Below are 21,603 nucleotides of genomic sequence, written 5' to 3'. Positions count from 1 at the left end.
TCTGCCCTTTTGAAATGAGTTTTTAGCAGGATAATATAAATGTGTAATATCTAATCTTAAGTTTATGATGTTGAGCTATGCAGGTGCTCTTGAACTGAATTACCGGGATTTTTCCAGACAGTATGAATATATGCAACAGCTCATTATCCGAAGCGGAAGCCGCTGCTATCTGGTAATGCTCACACTGGAAGCCACTTCGGACACTCCCGCTCATATTGAGGAAATTGAGCAGACACTTTCCCATATGGAACAGGCTATCCAAAACACCATCCGGCGTGTGGATATCTGTACCAGATATAGTTCCATGCAGTATCTGATCATCCTATTTCAGCCGGTTGAAGCTCAGATTCCCAATATTATGGAACGTATTTTTATGCAATACTATAAACAGGCAAAAAGCACTAACTTTCTGCCAACATATAAATATCTGTCTATGACAGAGAATAATATGGATACAAACCAAAAATAAAAGCTTCTGACAGATACAGGATTTTTCAGTCCTGTATCTGATTCAGAAGCTTTTATTTTGGGGGATGACCATATCACTTTGAATATTTCTCTACTTTTTCCTCATACTCTTCCTGACTTGTTATCTCATGCTTCACAATATGCCCATGGTTCTTTTTCTTTGCAGTCAGATTCCTGCCAGGTCTTGGTGCATACTGATCCTCCGGAATCTCCAGTGCATTTGCAACTGCATGAATAATCCCATTGCTACTGTAGGTTGCTCCACTTACCGCGTCTACATTCAGACTCTGCTCAGCCTTCATCTGTTCGATTACAGCTGGTGCTGCCCTGAAAAAGTATTCCTCTGTATCACAATAGGAAAGAATGGAAATATCTGTTACCTTCTGTTTTTCAACTGTAACCTGAACCTCCACATCGCCTCGAAATGCATCGGCCGAGCCGGTATAAATGCCATCTGTCAGATCCTGAAAACGTCCAGCCTCTATAAAGGATTGCTTATCTTCAGATTCTTCCTGTTCGGGTTTCTTCCCTTCACCTTCCTCATTTCCCAGTGCTTTATTCACAGCTTCAATCAAGCCGTTACTGCTGTAAGTCGCTCCGGAAACTGTATCTACATCTGTATTCTGCCTGCTGATCATCTCCTGGAAAATCCTGTTTTCCGCTCTCTCCATATAAGACTTATCATCTGCATAATCATCCAGTACAAGCTCCGTTATCTTCCCATCGGCAACCTTTACCGTAACCGTCACCTTGCCTCTGTAGCCCTCACCGGTTCCTGTGTAAATACCATTTTGAAAGTTACCTCCAGCATCATTTTCTGCCGTTTTCTCTCTAGCCAGATTTCCTGCTATAAGGAGCTGTGACACCATGATGGTAACACAGGTAACGCCCACTCCGATCAGCACTCCATATCTGCTTCTAAAGCGCGCATTCCCTTTCGGACACCAGCTTACACACTTCTGACAGTTGATACATTCTCCTCCGGCAATCCTGTCTTTCTTCGTAAGATCCATTCCCATGGGGCATTTCGAGGTACATAAACGACACTTTCCGCACCCTTCCCGCGGCTTATCAATTTTCAGGAAAGACGCCCGTGAAATCAGTGAATAAATTGCTCCCATAGGGCAAAAATATCTGCAGAAAAATCTTTGCACAAACAGTGAGCCGATAAAGATCACAAGAAGCAGAATTCCTCCAACAGAAAGCAAAGGCTTCAGTCCCGGCCAGTGACCAAATGAAACATACTGCCCAAACACCTGCCACGGGCCGGTTGTTTTCACAGCTGTTACGCCACTCCATACGAATATTATAAAGTAAAAAAGCACTGCATACTTGGCAAATCTGAATATCCGGTCAGCCTTTTTCAGATTTCTTTTTCCCGGAAATAATGCCCGCAATCTATGTGATCCAAGCCATAGCAAATCCTGCACTGCCCCAAAGCTGCAGAAAAATCCGCAGAAAAACCTTCCCACAAGTACTGTTGCCGGCACAGTTGCCACCAGCATCCATACGGAATACTTCACACTTTCCCAGGAAATATTTCCCTTATATATGCAGGAAACAATATTTCCCACAGCTGCGAATTCCCCTTCAAATAAGCCCGGAATTAAAGCAAAGGACAATATCTGGATAACCACTTTGATCCAGTTGATTTTCTTATTTTTCAGAAAGTTTTTTCTGTTCATTCTTTATACTCCTTAGAGCGAGTCTGAAAAAGACTCTAATACAAGTCTTCGATTGTAAGCAGCACCGCATTTTCTCGCGCCGCCCTTTCCTTTACTGACTCTGTGAAACCAGATTTGCTAAAAAACATAAGATACTTTTCCTCTGCATTTTTAAACATTTCTGCAGCCATAACCAGGTCATCATACTCTTCCATAGGCATTGGTTTATTTCGAAACTTACATTCACAGAGCAACACTTTCTTTCCCGTTTTATCAAACGCAAGTATATCAACATCATCCTGCGCTTTTATCAATGGATTATTCCCCCACCATTTTCCCATTTTATATGGAATGAACGGAAGTTTCTTCGCACGCGCAGCTCGAATCAGATATTGTTCACATATTTTTTCGAAAACAGGTCCCATATAATCATTCACATTTTCCAGAATCTCTTCACAGGAAAGCTCCAAACCTAACATGGAATAATAATTCTGATTTGTAAAAAGGAATCGATACCAGAACTTATAATAATTATCTGTTATCTCATAAATCCCTTTTTTACTTGTTTCTGGCTCGGTACAGGGAACACACTTCTCAATCAGTCGCAAGGTCTGCAATGTAAGCATGTATTTGCTGCACTTGCTTTTCTCTTCATGGATTCGGTCTGCAATCTCACAAACCTTATTACATCCATTAGAAATCGCCTCTAAAATGGAATTGTATACTGAAGGCTCTCTTAATTCAATCCTCAAAAGTGTCTGGGGTTCATCATTCAAAAAGGCCCCTTCCATAAGCAGATTATTTTTTATATTTTCCTCCAGTGAAATCTCAGAGGAAAACGCCTCCAGATATCTTGGAACACCGCCCAGAATTCCATAAGCAATTGCTTTCTCTGTTTTACTATAATTTGGGAAAAATTCCGCACTCTCCAAATAATCGAAAGGCTTTACTTCCATATTTCCAGTAATTCTGCCATATAACGGACTTTTATATCCCATAACGTCATTTAGCATAAAACTAACACTGGATCCACATAATATAAGAAAAATGTTTTTTCCTTTCCAGACATGGTCGATCGTATGCTGCAAAATACTCTTAATTGAAGGATTCGGTTCTGCCAGAAAAGGAAACTCATCAATAATCAATACTAATTTTTTGTCTGAAATTTTTCCTGTAATATATTCAAATGCAGCTTCCCAATTTTGAAAAGAAGATATAAAAGAGCCTTCGAAAAATGTTTGCACCATCTTGGAAAAGTCCAGAAGATTCAAAGAATCATTCTTCTCCTGTGCAGAAAAAAACAGGGCTTTATGCCTGCCTGCAAATTCTCTTAATATAGTTGTTTTGCCAATTCTACGTCTTCCATACATTGTCAAAAATTCAAATTTGGAACTATTATAAAATCGCTCTAATTGATTTAGCTCGTCTAATCTCCCTATCATAAGCAGCCTCCTCGTTGTTAAATCATAAGCAACTCAAACAAAATATACTACTCACGAGTAGCATACTCATAAGTAGTATATTTTATTCTGTGATATTTTTCAATCAATTTTTCATATTATTTTCAGAAAATATGTTCCCCGGTTTCCATGTCTTCTACATCCAGGTAAATTGCCCTACTCATCACTGAAGTAACGAGAATGCGACGCACAGGTTTTCAATATAATACTTTTTCTCATCTGATGATCTAAGCCCCATGTCAATAAAATCATCAATTGTCATAAAAGAGTATCTGGCATTGTGATTATAACGAATCGCATCCGTGATCAGAATATCTGGTTCCATAGGACACATAGGGCATTCTCCATTTAAAAGAATAAACAATCTCAATTTGAGCAGACTGTTAATTCAGCATCTATAAGCTTTCTCGCATCAGCATCAATTTTGTATATAATAAGTATACTGTAATATTTTCATATATGCTATATATAAAATGCAATTTCTGCCATTCCTCTTTGCTCTAAAGCAAAAAACATCTTCCATCACAATCATATTTCTGTACCTTTTGATATTGATGATAGCTCTGATATTTACAAAGATAAAAAGCCTCATATCGGAATAAATAACATTCGCCTAAATCACCCGTACCATCATCAGCGTATTACTCAGTAGATTTTAAGTTGACACCCTATAAAATAGGGCGTAATATAATAGTAGAAATGATAGAAAGGTGGATACTAATGACGAGAACTTTTATTGAAGTTCCACTTTTTACCAAACGCTGGAAGGAAATTGGGCTTGATGATAATGATTTGCATTCTTTGCAAATCATGTTATTAAAAGACCCTGAATCCGGTCCTGTTATGGAAGGGACTGGTGGAATCCGTAAAGTTCGTTTTCCTCTTGAAAATAAAGGAAAAAGCGGAAGTGTACGTGTCTGTTATACAGATTTTGCAGAATATGAAATGCTTTATCTTATTACAGCGTTTGAAAAAAAGGAGCAGGAAAATCTTTCTACAGAAGAAAAAAATGTGCTTAGAAAATTGGTAAAATCTTTAAAAAATGAGGCTGCCAAAAATAGGAGTTGATTTTTATGAGTACATTATTTGATGATTTAAAGCAAGGCTTGCAAGAAGCAATTGCATATGAAAAAGGTCAGGGCACTGCACGTATTAAGACTTATACGATTGCACCTGTAAAGGAATATTCCAGTGCAGAAATCCGGAACATCAGAATGAAAGCAGGAATGACGCAAAGTGTTTTTGCTGCATATATGGGCGTATCCAAGAAAACAGTCGAGGCCTGGGAGGGAGGACGAACGCATCCTTCCGGTCCGGCATTCCGTTTATTGGAAGTATTAGCTTCTGATAATCCGGAGAGAACCAATTATGTAGTGGTAAAATAATTTTTAGTCGCCCTACGAGCCTTGAATGCTAAGCCAGCGCCTTAAGGCGCTGGCTTTAGACCGTAGATAATAATATACACCCTTTCAGCAACTGCACTGCCCCCTCCATAGGTCTTTTCGTGCACATATGCACCTCTGAATTTAAAACTTATACTCTTTAATTTCTGATCTTTTGAGGGCTCTGTCAAGAGCTTGTTCCATAATTATTCTACCTCGGCCATCTTTCTTCCTTCGGCGGCAATGGACAATATTTTGACATCTCCCTGTCTTCCTGATACCAGTAAGCTACACTTGAAACATCATCCTGACGTTCAAATAACCCATTATGAGACATTCCAATCTGCTGAACCGTTACTTTAATATTCTGCTGGAAATAAATCGGATCCGGAATATGAAATCTATACATTCCACGCATTGGTGGACAGTCATCATTATGATACGGATGAACTGTTAAATCATCATGATTAGAATAATAAGGATATCCCAGAAATGGAGTCGAATACGTCTGCTCTGTCATTTTTTCCTGGTTCTCTTTTGCAAAGCTCCAGGATCCTCCTACATAGTCTTCCATTCCAGTTCCACAGATGGTAGGATATTCCTCATCACCATCCAAATAAAATTTTACTTCTCCTTCTCCCCACCAATATCTTTCCAATGTCTGTAGTGCCAGATAGGTTCCTACATAAATTCCCTTTCCATATACATTATCCAAAATCGTATAATCTTTCTTTTTAACAGTTACAGATTCTCTGTTCCATTTTGCGAAAAAATATAACATGGTATCTGGCAATGTATCATAAAGACAGTAATCAATCTGATAGAAAAACGCAGGGATTACATTTTTATGTTGACTAACCAGCTCAATTCTGGCTTTTTTCCTAAATGGCATTGAAAAATAAGAATTCAAGCCTCTTGATGGTGCAACTACTATTGGGTAGGAATTAATATAACATTCTTTTCCGAACCCACAGCAAAAAAAATCACCCAATGGTACTTCTACTGCCGGACTTTTGGCATCGTCCCAAGACATGCGCAAAATAAGATCCCTCAGTACAAAGCAATCTCCATCAGTTGTTTTATTATCCACAGTAATCCAAATGTGATTAATTACTCCACATCCTGAAATATCCGCAAGCACAGTAGTACTTCCAGGTTCTATGTTTTTAAGACATGGACTTCCCTTTCTTCCCTTTCCAAGATTACTGGAAGCCATTCCTCCTTTTCCCTTTTCGCCTGTGGGATTTTCTGCATTAATTGCTCTCGATTTTCCAAATACGCCATATGGTAAAATATTTTGAAATATATTCATCATTTGCTCCTGTCTGTAATATTCTCACTCTGTGCTATGGTTTTTCTATTTTATTTTGTTCTTTTCCCTCAAAGACTTCAAATTCATCAATCTGAACTTCCCCCATATTCCACAAAAACGCCAGTATGTCCTGCTGTATAATCATAGCACCCTCATCAACCAGTTTTTTCAGCTAATACTATTCTTGTCAGTTTTGATCAGCATTTTGCAAAACTTCATAATATATTTCCAACTCCATTCTCCCAAACTTCTTTACTTTCTCCCAATAATAGCATCTTTTTGGGAGATAATCAAATGTGTTGGGATAATAATATTATTGTCCTTTTTCTTATCCCTTCAGCAACTGCACTGCCCCCTCCACAGGTCTTTTCGTGCACATATGCACCTCCAGTTTCCCCTGACAGATACAGGAAAGAGCTTCCTTCAACATCGACAGATACCCCGAGGAAACAGCCTTGGTCAAAATGGAGCCGGAAAGATATACCGGAATTTTCTCACCCAAAAAATGAAGTTCCCGAACTGCGGCATCGATGGAGTATGCCGCGCACTTTATCATCTGATCTGCAAGCGCCTGCGCCTCTGGATTAGAACGCTCGAGAAGTTCAAAAAAAAGCCAGATGATCTTACGATGCAGAACCTTACATTCTGTATTCTCCCTGTCTTTCAAATCTGACCATGAATTTATAAAATCGACCTTACTGCCAAGATTCATCACTTTCATATATTCCATTACAAACGGTGTACTAACATCCTTTAAAATCAGGTTTTCGTAAACCTTGCGATACATTTGCATCACAATCCAGTTTCCGCCCCCTGCGTCCCCTGACCATTCATCCATTCCGGCCAGTTTGATCCGGTTACCTGAAGGATCAATTGCCGCACAGCACATTCCCGTTCCGCAATTAAGAGAAACTCCCCACGCAGCCGGGTTCTCGGCTGCAATGGGGAGATAGCCATCATTAATTGCAAGAAAACGGGAAATGCCAGCTAAAGAGAAACACGCATCAGCCTGCTGCTGATCCCTGGCAGTATCCAGCCCGGAAATACCAGCCGCTGCTGCCTCAATATCCGAAACAGTCAGACCATTACGCTCCAGCAAAACATCTATGGAAGCTTTTAAAGCCAACGAAACATCTGCCCACCCATTTCCCAGAAGATCATGGTTCAGACAACCGCCCAGGTAGTGATCCACTACCTGGAAATGCTTATCCAGAAGCAGATATTCCGTCTTCGTTCCACCTCCGTCAATTGCAATATACATACTCTATATTCTCCTTATTTTCCCGCAAATAACACAACCTTCACAGGTCCGTTTGAATGTCTTCCTGTAAGGGAAACATCCACGATCAGCTCCAGCCGGCTGTCACTAAAGCCCTCTGTATTGATTTCAAATTCTTTTTCTGCACAGGAAAGATACAGGTTATTCAATGGCAGCTCTGCTGTAGATGCACCCACAGCAATAACTCCTTCTGGAAGATACAGCTTGATTTTTACCCACTGCTGCTCTCTCATGGTATTAGAATTTACAACCTTAATCTTAAACTTTCTGTTCTCGCCTGGTGTAAAGAAAACAGAATTCTCATAATCCACCATAACACTGAATGCCGGGAACTGATATCTTGCCACATAGGAAGAAAGAGCGCACAAATCACGGATCGGCAATTCCTCTGATTTTCCGTTTCCATTGATCAATGGCAGATAACCTGTTGTCTTATTGCAGAACAGAGCCTCTTTTTCCAGGCATTCAATAGTCATTCCGCCCTCTGCAAAAGCATCGCAGAGATCCTGTCCCAGGAAGCCCGGAACTACACGAAGAATACGCTCTGCCAATTCTGTCGCCGTATCTGGAACCCAGATTCCATGACTTGTTTTATCAATACACATGGTTACAATTTTGTCATCAAGTGGTTTTGTCCATTTCTCCGGAAGTCCGGAAGCACCATAAATAATACCCAGAAGCGCGCCAAGAGTTGCGCAGGTACAGTCTGTATCTTCACCACAGTTATTGGCGATAATAAGACTCTTTCCGAAATCACCTTCTCCGTAAAGAAGACCAAGTACTACAAAGGCAACGTTTTCTGGTGCATCAAAGCCAGGCTCTCCAATCTCCATTCCCTCATTGTTTTCCTTTGGAATCTCACTCAGCTTATATTCCTGGATACCAAAGGTTCCCGGCGCAGTATTGTGCACAATTTTTCTTGCTTCCAGATAATCAATGCCATTATGATAGCATTCTACGGTTTTACGGATTGCTCTTGCAACAGCGCAGTCCTCCGGAATATAGGAAAGTCCGATATCAATCAGTTTCTCACGGTCACTTTCTGCAAACGCAGCACTCTGAAGCGCAGCTGTGAAAATTTCACCATACATTCCCTCGTTTGCATGATCGACAATTGCATCCTCAAATGCATATCTGGTTGCAATTTCCGGATGTCCCGGTGCCAGACACGCCCAAAGTTCAGAACGGATCCAGCAGCCATTACTGTTCTTATAAGTATTGTCCACATCACCACACATAGGCGGAACAATTCCGGCTTTCAGATTTGCTTTTCCGGTTCCGTACTCAACCCAGTTTGGGATCACATAGGAAAGCCAGTAATCGCCAAGAATGGAGGCATTCACGTTTCTTCCATAGCGCTCCACAGCTGCCAGCCATACGATCTGAAGATCCAGATCATCATTTGCAGGTGGTCCCATGGAAAGATCCTGGATATAGAAATCCACATCAGGAACCATTCTCTTACACTCAAAAGGTGCACCAAGAACACCGCCTACATTTTTTCCAGCCCAGCATCCTGCCAGCTTGTCACGGAACTCGTTTAATTTTAAAACCATAATCTTACCTCCCATATATTTTATTTTCGGAACTGCGAGGGAGTAACTCCCACAATCCCCTTAAATATTTTCGTAAAAATACGATAATCACTGAACCCCACTAATTCTGCTACAACAGTAATCGGTTCGTTGGTCTGTCTCAGATATTTTTTCGCCTTTTCCACACGAACCTGGTTCAGGTATGCATGATATCCACATCCCAGCTCTTTTTTAAACAACTGGCTGATGTAATTCGGATTCATATTCATATTTTCTGCAAGCAATGTAAGCCGCATATCTTCATCAGAAAGATTTTCATTTACATAGTCCACAATCTTTTTCAGGGTATCTGACAGAACCACCTGACGGTTAGGATTCTCCATTACCTTTTTCACAACACCCTCTATCACTTCACCAAAAACATCGAAATCAATAGGTTTCAGAAGAAAGTCCGAGACACGAAGCCTTAAAGCCTCCTGACAATAGGAAAACTCATCATATCCGGTAACCACGATCATATAAATCGGATGATCCCCCGGAGCCGTATCCTGAATAGCGCGTATTGCCTCCAGGCCATTCAGCTTGGGAAGATTGATATCCATGATCACAATATCCGGCTTCAGTTCACGCGCTTTCTCCACTGCCTCCTGACCATCCATAGCCGTCCCTGCAATCTCACACTGATATTTTTCCCAATCAAAAAGCAATTTATAGCCTTCCAGAATAGCAGCCTCGTCATCCGCTAAAAGTACTCTGCAATGATTCATGTCTTTTCACTCGCTGTCTTAATTTTTATTTTTACAGTAGTTCCTCCGGTTTTATTTCGCATATAAATGACCTCTGCATTTTCCTGATAATAAAGCTTCAGTCTGCTGATCACATTGATCACGCCCAGATGTGTGCGGTCTCCCTGACTTTGGGTCTGCACCCGGTAAAGAGCTTCACTGTCTTTTGCATTATACGCATTTAATTCTTCCATTTTGTCATCCGGAATTCCGATTCCATCATCAGAAAGCCAGATATCCAATTCGCTGTTATCCTGTTCATTTACACAGATTCTCAGCGTAACCGAGCCCTGATACCGTCTGTCCTTCAAACCATGCATCAGACTGTTTTCTAGCAATGGCTGCAAAATAAAATTAGGAATTTCCATATCCATTGCTTCCGGCATAATATCCGAGTGATACCTGATCTCAGGGTACCGATAACACATCAGACTCATATACGCATCCAGCATATCCACTTCTTTTCTGACCGTCACCATAGAATCATGCACCTTGGTGCTCAAGCGGTAAAAGCTGACCAGCTTCATCAGCATCTGTGATACTTCCGTATCCTTATTGATCGCCGCCTTCAACCGGATCATATCCAGCGTGTTGTAAAGAAAATGAGGATTGATCTGCTGTTTCAGATACAGCATAGCCATTTTCTGTTCGGAAATTTCAGCCTTCTGAAGCTGATCCCTTGCCTGATATTCCGAAATAACCAGATCATTGAGACGGCGGATCATTTTGTTAAAGGAATCCTTCAATACGCCAACCTCATCCATATACCCCACATCATACTGCCTGGTAAGATCTCCTGGCTGGAAATTCTGGATATCAAGGGAAAAATCCGTAAGTCTTTTCAGATTTTTCCTGGTAAAACCATATACACAGAACAATACAACAAGTGCACTTATCGCAGTGATTATAATACAGGTTATCACCAGAATATTTAATTCATCATAAATGGATTCATATGTTTTCAGAGTGATCAGAAGCATGTTGCTGTAATCGGAACGCTGATACGCACAGAGATATTTTTCCTGATTTAATGTCAGACTAAAAGATCCTTTTGCGCCATTCATATGATCCAGTAGCTCTGGATAGACATCCTTCAGATTTTGGCTGATGATCCTCTCATTGGAACTGCATGCAATATTGTTATTTTCGTCAGCAACAATATAGGAAATATTATCCTCCAGATAATTGCTGCATATTTTCTGCAAAGTAAGGATAGGGGTTCGCAGTGCAATATAACCGATTACCTCAAAGGGGGAAAAACTGCGGATGGGACGGACCAGATAAATATTATTCTCCTGGAAAATGTTCTTTGTATAAGTCTGTGTGTACTTAAATCCCTCAGGCAGCGTACCCACATACATATGGCATCCCGAAATATTTGTAGAAAGGTCAGAATTTATCTTTACATCCTGAAAAAAAGATTCTACATTCCAGTCAAATCCCAAAAATGGATTCCAGGTATCACTGTAAAACACCATATCCTCATTATTAAAAATATAAATTCCCCGCACATCATCCCTGATTGAAATCATAGAAGAATAGAGTTTTTTAAGATACTCTTCGTTCTCCATTTTCTCATCAAAAGAATAATCAGTACCTTTCAGAATATCCTGCACCGTCTGATCGGAAAACGCGATCAGCGAAACCCTTCCCATATCTTTCAGAGTATTATCAATCGAACTTAGAGTATTGGAAATATAGACCTTCATCATCTGTGCATCCCGGTCAATATGGTACTCCACATTCAGCTTTAAAGTTGCCACAATACTTAAGATACAGGCAATGATAAAGATTCCAATATTCGTAATGCTGATACGTTTCACAATACTAAGCGTTTTGTGCGAAGAATTTTTTTTCATAAAACAGGCCGTCCTTTAGCTTAACCCTTCACAGCTCCTGCAGTAAGTCCTGCCATCAGCTGCCGGGATGCAAAGATATAGAAAACCGCAATCGGCAAAAGACAGATAATACACGCTGCAAACAGGTTATTAATAGTAAAGCCGGAACTGGAAGTTGTCTGTGCAAACCGAAGCGGCACAACAGAAAGCGGCTGTTTCGAAGTATCATTAATGAAAATGATCGCCATCTGAAGTTCATTCCATGCAGATAAAAAGGTCTGGATCAGTACAAAAACAAGACCTGGTTTTGCAATTGGAAGCATGATCTGTATAAATGTAGTCCACTTATTTGCACCATCGATTTTCGCTGCATCGATCAGTTCATCCGGCAATGCATTGTAGTAGTTGGTCAGAACCATAAGATTAAAGCAGGCACTTGCCGTAGCATATGGAAATACCAATGACCATCCGGTATTGTTCAGATGAAGTCCCCTTACGATCTGATAAAGCGGAAAGATTAATGCAGATGTAGGGATCATCATACCTGTAAGAATCAGATAATAAACAGCCTGCTTATGTGGAAATTCCAGTTTGGAAAATGCGTATGCTGCCATGGAAACTACAATTGAGACAACAATAAGCGTTCCTCCTACCACAATAATACTTGTAATAATATTGGGAAGCAAGTTGAAATACTCAAATACTTTTGTATAGTTTCCAAGTCCATTAACTGCCAGGGACTTTTCTACCATCAAATACAGTGGAAAGACTAAGATAACCAGCAGAATCACACAGATAACCTGAGTAACTATTTTATAAGATAGTGAATTTTTCATCGGCTAGTTCATCTCCTTCCTGTCTTTTTTATAATAGATTTTCAACTGAATAACGGTCAGCACCATAGCAATCAAAAACATAAATACAACAATGGTGGAAGCCTGTCCCTGTTGAAACGTACTAAATGATTTCGTATATATATATGTAGAAAAAGTCTCAGTAGCATGTGCCGGTCCACCATCAGTCAATACATAAGAAAGATCGAAAAACTTCAGCGCACCCAGAATGTCCAGAATAATCAGGGTAATGTGAGTACCGCGAAGAAGTGGGAAAGTTATGTAAATAAACTGTTTAAAGCTGCCTGCACCATCAATAGTCGCTGACTCATAAAGATCCTGTGGAATGTTCAGCATGTTGGTGTAATACATCAACATACTATAACCGGTCCACTGCCAGATATTTACAAATAAAAGACATGCAAGTGCGGTCTTCGGTGTTGCAAGCCATTGCTGACAGAGAAAATCCAGATGAAGTGCCCGCAGGATCACATTCAGGTAACCACGGTTTGTTTCGAAAATTTTCGAAAATACAGTACCAACAATTGTGGAGGTACAGATTGCCGGAAGATAAAAAAGGATTTTATAGAACCCGGAAAACTTTATCTTTCTGATGAAAAAGGATGCCAGCATAAGTCCAAGTGCTGACTGAACAACCGTAGTGGTTATTGCAATAATGACAAAATTTCGAAATGTTTTCTGCATTACAGGATCAGCCCAGAGCTTTTTGTAGTTTGCGAAACCTACGAAAACTTTTTCTACGCTGATTCCATTCCAGTCATAGAAGCTGATGACAATGTTATAAATAATAGGATAAGCAAAAAAAACAAGAAACAATGCCAAAAGGGGAAGTACAAACAGAAAGCTGGTAAAGCAATCTTTCCTTTTTCGAGCTGAGGCCATGATTTTCCTCCTTTTTTATAAAAGGCTGCCCAAAGTGAGGGCAGCCTTTTTATACTTAATAAAATTTATCTTTCCTGTGCCTGGGAAGCTGCTTCAATCGTCTCTGCTGCCTCTTCTGGTGTAACATCTCCCAGAGCAAGTTCTGTAAGCTCATTGCTGATTGTCTCTTTCAGCTCTGCATAAGCCATTTCTCTGTATCCGCCTACATTATTTTTACCCTGCTCTACACAGTATTCAAGATTTTCAGTACCATTCTCGTTCAGACCTTCTACATTAAGCTCCATGTCGTTACGTGCCGGCATGTACTGTAACTGTCCGTTTACAAGAGTATCTGCGCCTTCATGAATCATCCAGTCAACAAATGTCCATGCAGCATCTTTAACCTTGGACTGATTGTTGATTGCCAGAGATACATCAACAGCTTCTTCCACTGGTGCAATCTTTCCATCGTTATTCCAATCCATTAAGAATATCTTATGGTTTGCACCTTCACTGTTATAAACTTCCTGGCTCTGCTCATCACTATCCATGTAAGCGCCAAGTGCCCAGGAACCATTGAGAATCATAGGAATGGAACCTTCCTTCTGGTACATATCAGTGGAATCTGTATACATTCCTACGCCAAGTGCTCCATCCTGGAAAACACTGTCTGTAAAGCAGTTCTGCCAGATCTGGAAGGACTGAACCAGGTCCTCATCTGTAAATGGAGTCTCGCCTTCAATTGCGGAATACAGCTTCTCAGTATTAATATCAGCTGCAATATTCATCCAGGTATCAATGTTGATCCAGGAATCTTTTGCTCCAATTACCAGAGGATATTCACCATTGTCACGGAATGTCTGGCATACTTCTTTCAGTTCATCATAGTTGGTCGGAAGCTCCAGATTATATTTATCAAAGTAAGACATGTTTGCCCATACATATCCGGCATAGCTGAGTCCCAGAGGAACTGCGTAATATTCGCCGTCATCACCCTGAAGAAGGGACATTGCATATTCATTGAAATTAGAGGTCCAGTCATCACCGTATTTCTCAGCCATATATGGGGTCAGATCTTCTTCGAAGTCACGGAATTCTTTATACATTGCTCCGGTCTGAACTCCATAAACATCTGCAGCATCTCCTGCTGAAAGATCAACTTTCAGCTTCTCTACATGATCTGTATACGGCATAAAAGTATAATCAATCTGAATGTCCGGATGCTCCTCTTCGAATTTCTCCAGCATTGCATGTGTATATTCCTCATCTCCAGGGTTCCAGGTCTGGAATTTTACAACTGTTTTCTCTCCGCTGTCGCCCTCTGCGAAGACCATCTGTGCCGGTACAAGTGAGGCCATAACGCCTGCCATTAAGATGCATACCATTTTCTTTTTCATGTTTTAATTCTCCTTTCATTTAAGAATCACGGTTGTTTTATTTGACTATAATTTATCATTTCCACCGTTGTTTCGATAGTCATTTTTATTATGAAAATGTGTCAAAAAATTAGTTTCCTATATATTTTGACCAGATCCATTGAGGAACCTCTGCAAAGCATACACATGGTATGATCCCGCAAAGAGCACAAATCATTTTATGAATTTACAGGAATTTCTGAATATTTCTCTTGAGAAAGCAAAAGAAAATGCACTCCCCCCGTGTACTGGCTACCTCCTTCAGAGATATCATTGAAGAATGATTTCCCCTCACTCGCCACTTAGTACTCCGCGCACTTGAAGCGGAGGAATGCTTATCTGCGTTCAATCTGTGTTCACTGTAAAAAAAAGCCGTCCAGGCTTTGTGTATATGTTCACAAAAACCTGGACGGCTTTCCTTTTATTCTATAAATCATCCCGCAGTTTTATGATTTTGTTATCTGCCAAACACTACTTCAGCGCAGTGATCATTTTGTTTCATCCAGGAGCTTCGACAGATGCATATTCATTCCTGCCAGCTTACAGTTGATAATATCTTCTGCAAAAGCATTTGCAGACATGGCAATGATCGGAACAAACTCTGCGTCTTTTCGATCCAGATTTCGGATAGCTGCTACATCCAGACCATTCATAACCGGCATCTGAATATCCATAAGAATCATCTTGTAATAATCAGCGTCTGCCTTTTCAATCATATCAACACATGCAACTCCATCATTTGCATTCTCAACAATACATCCTTCTTCCGCTAATAGTTCTGTTGCGATTCAGAAGCTAATATTCTGTCTTCGTTCCACTTCCATCAATTGCAATATACATACTCTATATTCTCCTTATTTTCCCGCAAAAAAACAACCTTCACAGGTCCGTTTGAACGTCTCCTACTTTCCATTACGGTTATGCAAAATTTGGAGAAAGGAACCTTTTTGTCTATGTTCAGCCCTTTTTTAATTTTTATCATAGCATGAATTTATTTTCAGAACAAGAAAGAGGAAAGGTTTTGCACTATTTACGCAAAAAAAGCCGCCAGCTTCTAAAGCCAACGACTTTTTCTGTAAATAATATTGAAAAAACCATGGTAGGGTAGGAAGATTCCAGCTGTGATCAGCCATGCAGCCAGTGTAAACCAGTAGTGGCCAGTCGTTTCAAGCCCCAGGACAATCTGGCTTTTTCTATTCTGTACTGCAAGCTCCAGCATTCATGCTTTAGCTGCTTCAAAGCCCTCTGCCATGTCACTGAATTCAAATGCTTTTCTGCTTAATTCCCTTCCTCGGATGTCGATTGCCCTTATATAATGAGTTTCACTGCCTGATTTTCTACATTTGCTTGCTTTTTTGTCTTATTTGCTTTAACATTCATTTAAGATACCTCTTGTACTTTAGATTTTTACTAACTGCCCGGTCAGTAATAATCTAAATTTACTTGAGGTATTCTTTTTGGTCAATTCCTTTTACTCTTTAAAGTATACAGGACGCTCCTAGAAATTTATTTTCATATAAAACAACAGAGCTGTATATTACCTGTAATCTCAGAATATACCGCTCTGCTGTTTATACATTTATTCACTTTTGACTGTCAGATCTTTCCCCCATCTATATTTCTTATAATTTAGGTACACAACCGGGATCTTTACAATTTCATCCAGACTGATGATAAAGTAAACTGCAAGCACCGGAAGTTTCAGTACAAATGCAGCAATCACCCTAAGATACAGGGAACCTCTCCAGATCAAGACCAGGTCATTTGTAAAAATTCTCATCAGCATTCCCGAAAGCAGCAGTGCAGATAAGGTAAAGATTAGTGATATCACAGTTGTAACTTTCGTCACAAAGGCGAATATCCTCTCTACTGCCAGAATATCTCCCTTGCCCCAGTACTGGACAGCTATAAGAGAAAGACCAATAGTCATAGCTTCTAGAAGCAGGCTGTGAATAAAAGTAACCTGTCCTGCCAGAGATACCGCTGACAGTGAATCCTAAGAAATTACGCCAAGCATCAGACGCACTGACAAGGGCTAGCATAAACTGTTGGAATGCTATGGGCATTACCAGACTTATAAGCTTTCTGGTAAATACCGGAGCTCTTTTATTTCTCATTTATTTTTGTCCATGCTTCCTCATCGAATTTACAGTCTTTAAAATAATATGGCCTGTCCGCATCAGTAATCTCACGAATCACGCGGCAAGGATTTCCAGCGGCACATACGTTGTCTGGAATATCCTTTGTAACCACGCTTCCCGCACCAATCACAACGTTGTTTCCAATCTTTACTCCTGGAAGGACACAGCAGCTTCCGCCAATCCACACATTATCCCCGATGGCGATAGAAATTCCATACTCAAATGCTGAATTCCGACTCTCCGGATGAATAGGATGTCCAGCTGTGTAAATACCTACATTTGGTCCAAACAATACGTTGTTTCCGATAGTAATTTTTCCCACATCCAGCATTACACAGTGAGTATTGGCATAAAAATTCTCCCCAACTTCAATATGGTTTCCGTATTCGCAGTAAAACGGCGGCTCAAAATATACATTTTCCTTATGTTTGATTCCTGCACGTTCCAGACATTCTATACCTTTTTCCAATTCAAAAGGCATTGTCTCATTATACTCCCTGATGGCTTTTTTGGTTTCTTTCTGCTGTGATGTAACTGCGTCATCGGCAATGTACGGCATTTCATGATCTCTTCTGTAAACGTTGTCCATTTTTTGATTCCCCACATATTTTATTCGAATGAAACAAGCAGCCAGTACCTTATAACTTTACAGACTTCTTACACTTCCCATGATGAAGTAAGAAAATCTATCTGCACATAATCCACTACTGCTTTTTTATACGGTGTGCGGATCCAGCACTCTGTTTGGTTTTCTTCCGGATACACGTTTGTTGTAATGCACTTTTCTCCATGATTTACATACACCTCAACACTGCTGTGATCAACCAAAATGCAAAGTTCCAGATAATTATCATGCAGCTCAAATGGACAGTTCATTCTGCCACCTTCATAGTGGTCTCCGTAGCTCTTATCCAGAGTAATAATCTTAGACAGAAAATCAATCTGAATTGCCGTATAACTGGATTCTTTTCCAAGGACACAAATCTCCAGATTTCTTGATTCAATCTTAGTAATATCTAATTTCAAAATTATACGATTACTTCTGTTTGGATCATCATATAACTTGATTGCTTTTTCACCAATTTCCATGTCTGTATAGGTAACAGTCTGCGAAATCAGAGATTCAACTTCCTTTACCGGATACATACACAAGTTGTTTTCACTATCCAATTGTACTTTACGCGGTACACTCAGACAGCCTCTCCAATTTTCCAGACTGGTTGGACCCCAGTCTATACACCAGGGCATCCACAGCCATCCATTCTGCCATGCAATCAACACTCTGTTTCCTTCTTTGTCTGTAAATGACTGTGGAGCATAATAATCAAATCCCACATCCATATTACCCATTTTTTCAATTGTGTAAATACAATTTTCAAAATCCATTGTTCCTACACAATAAAGAGATTTATTATAATCAGGATGATTCATAGGGGAACATGTAACTACCCATTTTCCATTCAGTTCAAACATATCCGGACATTCCATCATAGTTCCCAGTTTACCATTGGACTCCAGCACATTTCCCTTGTACTTCCAATTATAAAGATCATCCGATTCATACAGGCAAATACGGCCATCTCCATCAAAAGTAGCACTTCCTATGCAGCCACCAACAACCATATACCATTTTCCATTGTGTTTAAACACCTTCGGATCACGAAAATCATTGGAAAATCCCTGCGGTGGTTCTTTGATCACTGGATTATTTGGGTATTTTTCAAAAGTCATGCCGTCCTTCGACGTTGCAATGCACTGTGTCTGATGTACAACTCCGTCAATTTGCGTTGTTGCCGTGTAAAAAAGGAATAAGACACCATCTTTCTCTACAGCGCTTCCAGAGAAGCAGCCACCTTCTGGATGGCAGTCATACTCTTGATCCGGCTTTAATGCAACTGGCATATCCTTCCAGTGAATCATATCCTCACTGACAGCATGTCCCCAATGCATCGAATCCCATTTGCAGCTCTTAGGATTATACTGGTAAAAAAGATGATAAAGTCCTTTATAATATACTAGCCCATTGGGATCATTCATCCAGGAAACCGGCGGCGTAAAATGATATCTTTGCCGCCATTTCCCTTCAGTTTCTGATCTTTTAAGGGCTCTTTCAAGAGCCTGCTCCATAATTATTCTACCTTTACATCATCAATATTTCCATATAATACGGTTACTTCTTTCTTGACTTCTCCCTTATCGTCAATTGTCTGATGATAAGTTCCCCAGCCTTTTCCATTGATCCAGAATGTTGTATAATCCTTTTCATTAATTACAGGTGCAAATGACATTGTCTTATTTACCATATCACAGCTATAGCCTGCCAGTGTTGGAATCAGGGAATAACTGGACATTGGTCTGATATAATGATGACCTGCTTCTGTCTCACTCCATGGGCATCTCTTATAACCGTCATAACGATCTCTGATAGCCTTGATAATTGTAAAAGCCTCTTCAATCATACCTTCTTTAATCATAGTTACAGCAACCTGATATTCAACTCCAGTCCATACCTCATCGCAATATGCAAATGGGAATCTCGGTCTTCCACCTTTCGGCCATGAGCAGAGAACCAGTCCTGCCTCGTCATTCAACGCATATGTTCTCTGTACATTAGGAACATCATCCATGCATTCCTTGAAATTATATTTATAAATAGACTGCAAAGCCTTCTTTACATGAGCCTTTGGAAGCACATAGCCAAGTCCTGCTGCCTGAGCCATGAACTGACCAAGGAGCTGATCTGTAAGACAACCAATACCATACTGATAGCGATATGCGTCTACGTCTTCAAGTTCCTGAATATAATATTCACCGTTAAACAACTTCTCGTCAACTAATACAGAAGCCTTTTCATACAAAGCACGATATTTATCTGCAATATCCTGTTTACCAAGATGTTCTGCCATTTCTACAACACCCTTGATGGCACCCAGATAAATGGTGTTTGTCATTGTATTTGGACCATAGAACTCAATGTCATATGTGACATGCATTTTTCCATCCAGAACACCGTCTCCATCTGTGTCCCACTCTTTAATAGAGAATTCCAGCGCTTTCATCATATTGTCCCAGATGCCTTTAAGGAATTCATCATCACCAGTGTATTTCCACTCTCTGTAAATTCTGAGAATAGAACCAAATTCTCCATCGCAGGCTGGAATCATATCCCATCTGCTTTCTCCCAGACATTTTCTTGCACGGAAAGGCATGCATCCATCATCATCCAGTTCTACGTTAAACTCTACATTACGCATTGTAATTTCAAGTTCTGGGAACAGATTTGCAACAGCAGTTGCATAGTTCCATACATGGTTAACATTTCCCTGTCCGCATCCAACGTAATCGCGAATACCTTCCCATCCAAGGAAATTGCCATTTTCAATACGGAAGCAGCAATGGCTCTTCATTGACATAATATTTGAGGCAACTGCATCAATAACATATGCAGGAAGTGATGTGTTAAATAATGCATTCTCAAAATCTTTGGATTTTCCTTCAAGATAGTCTTTCTTGTCTACTACATATTTACTTACATCCCATGCATCCTTAAATAAAGTAGCATAATAGTTACGGATAATGTCATAACCACCATTTCTGTAGCGCTCTAAATCAGCATCATACTCAATCCAGCCCTTAGGACGATTCGGGAAATACCAGGAAATTAAAAATTCAAATTCTTTTTCCTCGTTTGGCTTGATTGTTTCAGAACAACAGATAGAACTGATTCTCTCCTTCAGATTTAAGAAACTGAAGTCATAATGAGCAAGAAGGTCACATCCTTTTGCTTCAATTTCCTCTTCTTCTGTTAATTTTCCATCTTCAACAAAATCATCCCAGAAATCCTGTGCGTTATCTGTCCACTGACCATGAAGCCATTTCTTTCTGCTGATTCCACTTTCATTTGTAGTTGCAATTGACATGGAACCAAATTTCATATCTTTCTCTGTAAGATTTTTTGCTTTATAATACCAGCCTTTTAATCCAGCTTCTTCACGATATTCATTTTCAACCTGATCTACCAGTTTAACATTATTGAAAACATCATATCCATCAAAGCCAACTACATTCGCCATTGTACCAACAACAGACACATCAATAGGTTTGTTTGTCGGGTTAGACACTTTATATTTTATAATTGCTGTTGGAATACCAGAATTGTCTGCATCCAGCGGAATAAAAGGTGTATACGCTTCCATACGAACCTTTACCGGAACTTTACTGTCTTCCAAATCTACATAAACAAATGGCTGCTTTCCAACCATTTTGGATTTTTCAAATCTTGGAATTCCTGCTAACTCGCCATTCAGAAATCCATGGGATTTATAAAATGGGGGTTTGATTTTTGATTCAAGAATTCTGCTTACAGGTTCTTCTCCCTCTTCCTTTGTACGAATTGCAAAGAAAGAGAATGGTACAAACTGTCCCTTTCCAGGCCAGTTAAAAATTTCCCAATCTAATAACTGTCCTCTTGCACCTACTGCAATGTTTCCTGTTCCGATTCCACCAAGAAGGAATTTTGCCACGTTTGCATCTCCCTGATAAGAAATCTCTCCGCCTGTTTCAAACAGCTCAACCTTGGAATGTAATAAATCTTTGTTCATGTCATTAG

General features: G+C 40.0%; 20 protein-coding genes. 3 read left to right on the top strand and 17 right to left on the bottom strand.

Translation table 11 applies throughout. The features are described from left to right. Positions 1-64: 64 nt before the first annotated feature. Positions 65-469, top strand: a complete 405-nt coding sequence (locus tag AB5Z12_RS10835) for a hypothetical protein (protein WP_368356969.1) — start codon at positions 65-67, stop codon at positions 467-469. Between the two features lie 73 nt (positions 470-542). Here AB5Z12_RS10835 and AB5Z12_RS10830 read toward each other — a convergent pair whose 3' ends face one another. The 3 genes from AB5Z12_RS10830 to AB5Z12_RS10820 form a co-directional block, all read right to left on the bottom strand. Next, complete coding sequence (locus AB5Z12_RS10830) at positions 543-2,153, bottom strand: FMN-binding protein (protein WP_195391818.1); 1,611 nt, start codon at positions 2,151-2,153, stop codon at positions 543-545. A gap of 35 nt (positions 2,154-2,188) precedes the next feature. Beyond that, complete coding sequence (locus AB5Z12_RS10825) at positions 2,189-3,574, bottom strand: ATP-binding protein (RefSeq protein ID WP_195391819.1); 1,386 nt, start codon at positions 3,572-3,574, stop codon at positions 2,189-2,191. Between the two features lie 181 nt (positions 3,575-3,755). Beyond that, positions 3,756-3,926 (bottom strand): hypothetical protein, encoded by a 171-nt coding sequence (locus AB5Z12_RS10820; RefSeq protein ID WP_195379352.1) that lies wholly within the window; start codon positions 3,924-3,926, stop codon positions 3,756-3,758. A gap of 365 nt (positions 3,927-4,291) precedes the next feature. Between AB5Z12_RS10820 and AB5Z12_RS10815 the strand changes: the two genes are divergently transcribed. Both AB5Z12_RS10815 and AB5Z12_RS10810 read left to right on the top strand, forming a co-directional pair. Next, positions 4,292-4,660, top strand: a complete 369-nt coding sequence (locus AB5Z12_RS10815; RefSeq protein ID WP_334285937.1) for a type II toxin-antitoxin system RelE/ParE family toxin — start codon at positions 4,292-4,294, stop codon at positions 4,658-4,660. A 5-nt stretch (positions 4,661-4,665) separates the two neighbouring features. Beyond that, positions 4,666-4,977, top strand: a complete 312-nt coding sequence (locus AB5Z12_RS10810; RefSeq protein ID WP_148463088.1) for a DNA-binding transcriptional regulator — start codon at positions 4,666-4,668, stop codon at positions 4,975-4,977. Between the two features lie 208 nt (positions 4,978-5,185). Here AB5Z12_RS10810 and AB5Z12_RS10805 read toward each other — a convergent pair whose 3' ends face one another. From AB5Z12_RS10805 to AB5Z12_RS10740, 14 genes are all read right to left on the bottom strand, one after another. Then, positions 5,186-6,190: a glycoside hydrolase family 172 protein gene (locus AB5Z12_RS10805; RefSeq protein WP_368368642.1), complete on the bottom strand. Its 1,005-nt coding sequence runs from the start codon at positions 6,188-6,190 to the stop codon at positions 5,186-5,188. 424 nt (positions 6,191-6,614) lie between these two features. Continuing rightward, positions 6,615-7,547, bottom strand: coding sequence for a BadF/BadG/BcrA/BcrD ATPase family protein (locus AB5Z12_RS10800; protein WP_368356970.1), 933 nt, complete (start codon positions 7,545-7,547; stop codon positions 6,615-6,617). A 14-nt stretch (positions 7,548-7,561) separates the two neighbouring features. Beyond that, positions 7,562-9,121 carry an ADP-ribosylglycohydrolase family protein gene (locus tag AB5Z12_RS10795; RefSeq protein WP_368356971.1) on the bottom strand — a complete coding sequence of 520 codons (1,560 nt, stop codon included), beginning with the start codon at positions 9,119-9,121 and terminating at the stop codon, positions 7,562-7,564. 20 nt (positions 9,122-9,141) lie between these two features. Further along, positions 9,142-9,867, bottom strand: a complete 726-nt coding sequence (locus AB5Z12_RS10790; protein WP_368356972.1) for a response regulator — start codon at positions 9,865-9,867, stop codon at positions 9,142-9,144. Next, complete coding sequence (locus AB5Z12_RS10785; RefSeq protein ID WP_368368641.1) at positions 9,864-11,708, bottom strand: sensor histidine kinase; 1,845 nt, start codon at positions 11,706-11,708, stop codon at positions 9,864-9,866. The genes AB5Z12_RS10790 and AB5Z12_RS10785 overlap by 4 nt, the downstream gene beginning before the upstream one ends. 56 nt (positions 11,709-11,764) lie before the next feature. Continuing rightward, complete coding sequence (locus tag AB5Z12_RS10780) at positions 11,765-12,559, bottom strand: carbohydrate ABC transporter permease (protein ID WP_256144265.1); 795 nt, start codon at positions 12,557-12,559, stop codon at positions 11,765-11,767. Positions 12,560-12,562: 3 nt separating this feature from the next. Next, entirely contained in the window at positions 12,563-13,459 is an 897-nt protein-coding gene (locus AB5Z12_RS10775; RefSeq protein ID WP_173717989.1) for a carbohydrate ABC transporter permease, read from the bottom strand. A gap of 65 nt (positions 13,460-13,524) precedes the next feature. Further along, complete coding sequence (locus AB5Z12_RS10770) at positions 13,525-14,835, bottom strand: ABC transporter substrate-binding protein (protein WP_368356974.1); 1,311 nt, start codon at positions 14,833-14,835, stop codon at positions 13,525-13,527. A 506-nt stretch (positions 14,836-15,341) separates the two neighbouring features. Then, positions 15,342-15,641 carry a response regulator gene (locus tag AB5Z12_RS10765; RefSeq protein WP_148463094.1) on the bottom strand — a complete coding sequence of 100 codons (300 nt, stop codon included), beginning with the start codon at positions 15,639-15,641 and terminating at the stop codon, positions 15,342-15,344. 266 nt (positions 15,642-15,907) lie between these two features. Further along, positions 15,908-16,072: a hypothetical protein gene (locus AB5Z12_RS10760; protein ID WP_368356975.1), complete on the bottom strand. Its 165-nt coding sequence runs from the start codon at positions 16,070-16,072 to the stop codon at positions 15,908-15,910. A 360-nt stretch (positions 16,073-16,432) separates the two neighbouring features. Beyond that, on the bottom strand, positions 16,433-16,843 hold the full coding sequence (locus tag AB5Z12_RS10755; protein WP_148463095.1) for an MATE family efflux transporter: 411 nt from the start codon (positions 16,841-16,843) through the stop codon (positions 16,433-16,435). Between the two features lie 116 nt (positions 16,844-16,959). Continuing rightward, the gene (locus AB5Z12_RS10750) at positions 16,960-17,583 is read right to left on the bottom strand and encodes a sugar O-acetyltransferase (protein ID WP_148463096.1); all 624 of its coding nucleotides are present in this window, start codon (positions 17,581-17,583) and stop codon (positions 16,960-16,962) included. Positions 17,584-17,651: 68 nt separating this feature from the next. Then, positions 17,652-19,121: a glycoside hydrolase family 32 protein gene (locus AB5Z12_RS10745; RefSeq protein ID WP_118577864.1), complete on the bottom strand. Its 1,470-nt coding sequence runs from the start codon at positions 19,119-19,121 to the stop codon at positions 17,652-17,654. A 2-nt stretch (positions 19,122-19,123) separates the two neighbouring features. Then, positions 19,124-21,595: a GH116 family glycosyl-hydrolase gene (locus AB5Z12_RS10740; RefSeq protein WP_118577863.1), complete on the bottom strand. Its 2,472-nt coding sequence runs from the start codon at positions 21,593-21,595 to the stop codon at positions 19,124-19,126. Between the last annotated feature and the right edge of the window lie 8 nt (positions 21,596-21,603).

Origin of the sequence: Ruminococcus sp. RTP21358st1_G6_RTP21358_211008, assembly GCF_040908885.1 — a bacterium.
Classification (GTDB): domain Bacteria; phylum Bacillota; class Clostridia; order Lachnospirales; family Lachnospiraceae; genus Blautia_A; species Blautia_A faecis.
Note: the sequence above shows the minus strand (reverse complement) of the source record. Positions and strands in the feature narration are given on the sequence as shown.

Excerpts from the sequence above, each read along its gene's own strand:
- AB5Z12_RS10835 (WP_368356969.1), top strand. The coding sequence starts at position 65 with ATGATGTTGAGCTATGCAGGTGCTCTTGAACTGAATTACCGGGATTTT.
- AB5Z12_RS10830 (WP_195391818.1), bottom strand. The coding sequence starts at position 2,153 with ATGAACAGAAAAAACTTTCTGAAAAATAAGAAAATCAACTGGATCAAA.
- AB5Z12_RS10825 (WP_195391819.1), bottom strand. The coding sequence starts at position 3,574 with ATGATAGGGAGATTAGACGAGCTAAATCAATTAGAGCGATTTTATAAT.
- AB5Z12_RS10820 (WP_195379352.1), bottom strand. The coding sequence starts at position 3,926 with ATGTGTCCTATGGAACCAGATATTCTGATCACGGATGCGATTCGTTAT.
- AB5Z12_RS10815 (WP_334285937.1), top strand. The coding sequence starts at position 4,292 with ATGATAGAAAGGTGGATACTAATGACGAGAACTTTTATTGAAGTTCCA.
- AB5Z12_RS10810 (WP_148463088.1), top strand. The coding sequence starts at position 4,666 with ATGAGTACATTATTTGATGATTTAAAGCAAGGCTTGCAAGAAGCAATT.
- AB5Z12_RS10805 (WP_368368642.1), bottom strand. The coding sequence starts at position 6,190 with ATGGCTTCCAGTAATCTTGGAAAGGGAAGAAAGGGAAGTCCATGTCTT.
- AB5Z12_RS10800 (WP_368356970.1), bottom strand. The coding sequence starts at position 7,547 with ATGTATATTGCAATTGACGGAGGTGGAACGAAGACGGAATATCTGCTT.
- AB5Z12_RS10795 (WP_368356971.1), bottom strand. The coding sequence starts at position 9,121 with ATGGTTTTAAAATTAAACGAGTTCCGTGACAAGCTGGCAGGATGCTGG.
- AB5Z12_RS10790 (WP_368356972.1), bottom strand. The coding sequence starts at position 9,867 with ATGAATCATTGCAGAGTACTTTTAGCGGATGACGAGGCTGCTATTCTG.
- AB5Z12_RS10780 (WP_256144265.1), bottom strand. The coding sequence starts at position 12,559 with ATGAAAAATTCACTATCTTATAAAATAGTTACTCAGGTTATCTGTGTG.
- AB5Z12_RS10775 (WP_173717989.1), bottom strand. The coding sequence starts at position 13,459 with ATGGCCTCAGCTCGAAAAAGGAAAGATTGCTTTACCAGCTTTCTGTTT.
- AB5Z12_RS10770 (WP_368356974.1), bottom strand. The coding sequence starts at position 14,835 with ATGAAAAAGAAAATGGTATGCATCTTAATGGCAGGCGTTATGGCCTCA.
- AB5Z12_RS10760 (WP_368356975.1), bottom strand. The coding sequence starts at position 16,072 with ATGCTGGAGCTTGCAGTACAGAATAGAAAAAGCCAGATTGTCCTGGGG.
- AB5Z12_RS10750 (WP_148463096.1), bottom strand. The coding sequence starts at position 17,583 with ATGGACAACGTTTACAGAAGAGATCATGAAATGCCGTACATTGCCGAT.
- AB5Z12_RS10745 (WP_118577864.1), bottom strand. The coding sequence starts at position 19,121 with ATGGAGCAGGCTCTTGAAAGAGCCCTTAAAAGATCAGAAACTGAAGGG.
- AB5Z12_RS10740 (WP_118577863.1), bottom strand. The coding sequence starts at position 21,595 with ATGAACAAAGATTTATTACATTCCAAGGTTGAGCTGTTTGAAACAGGC.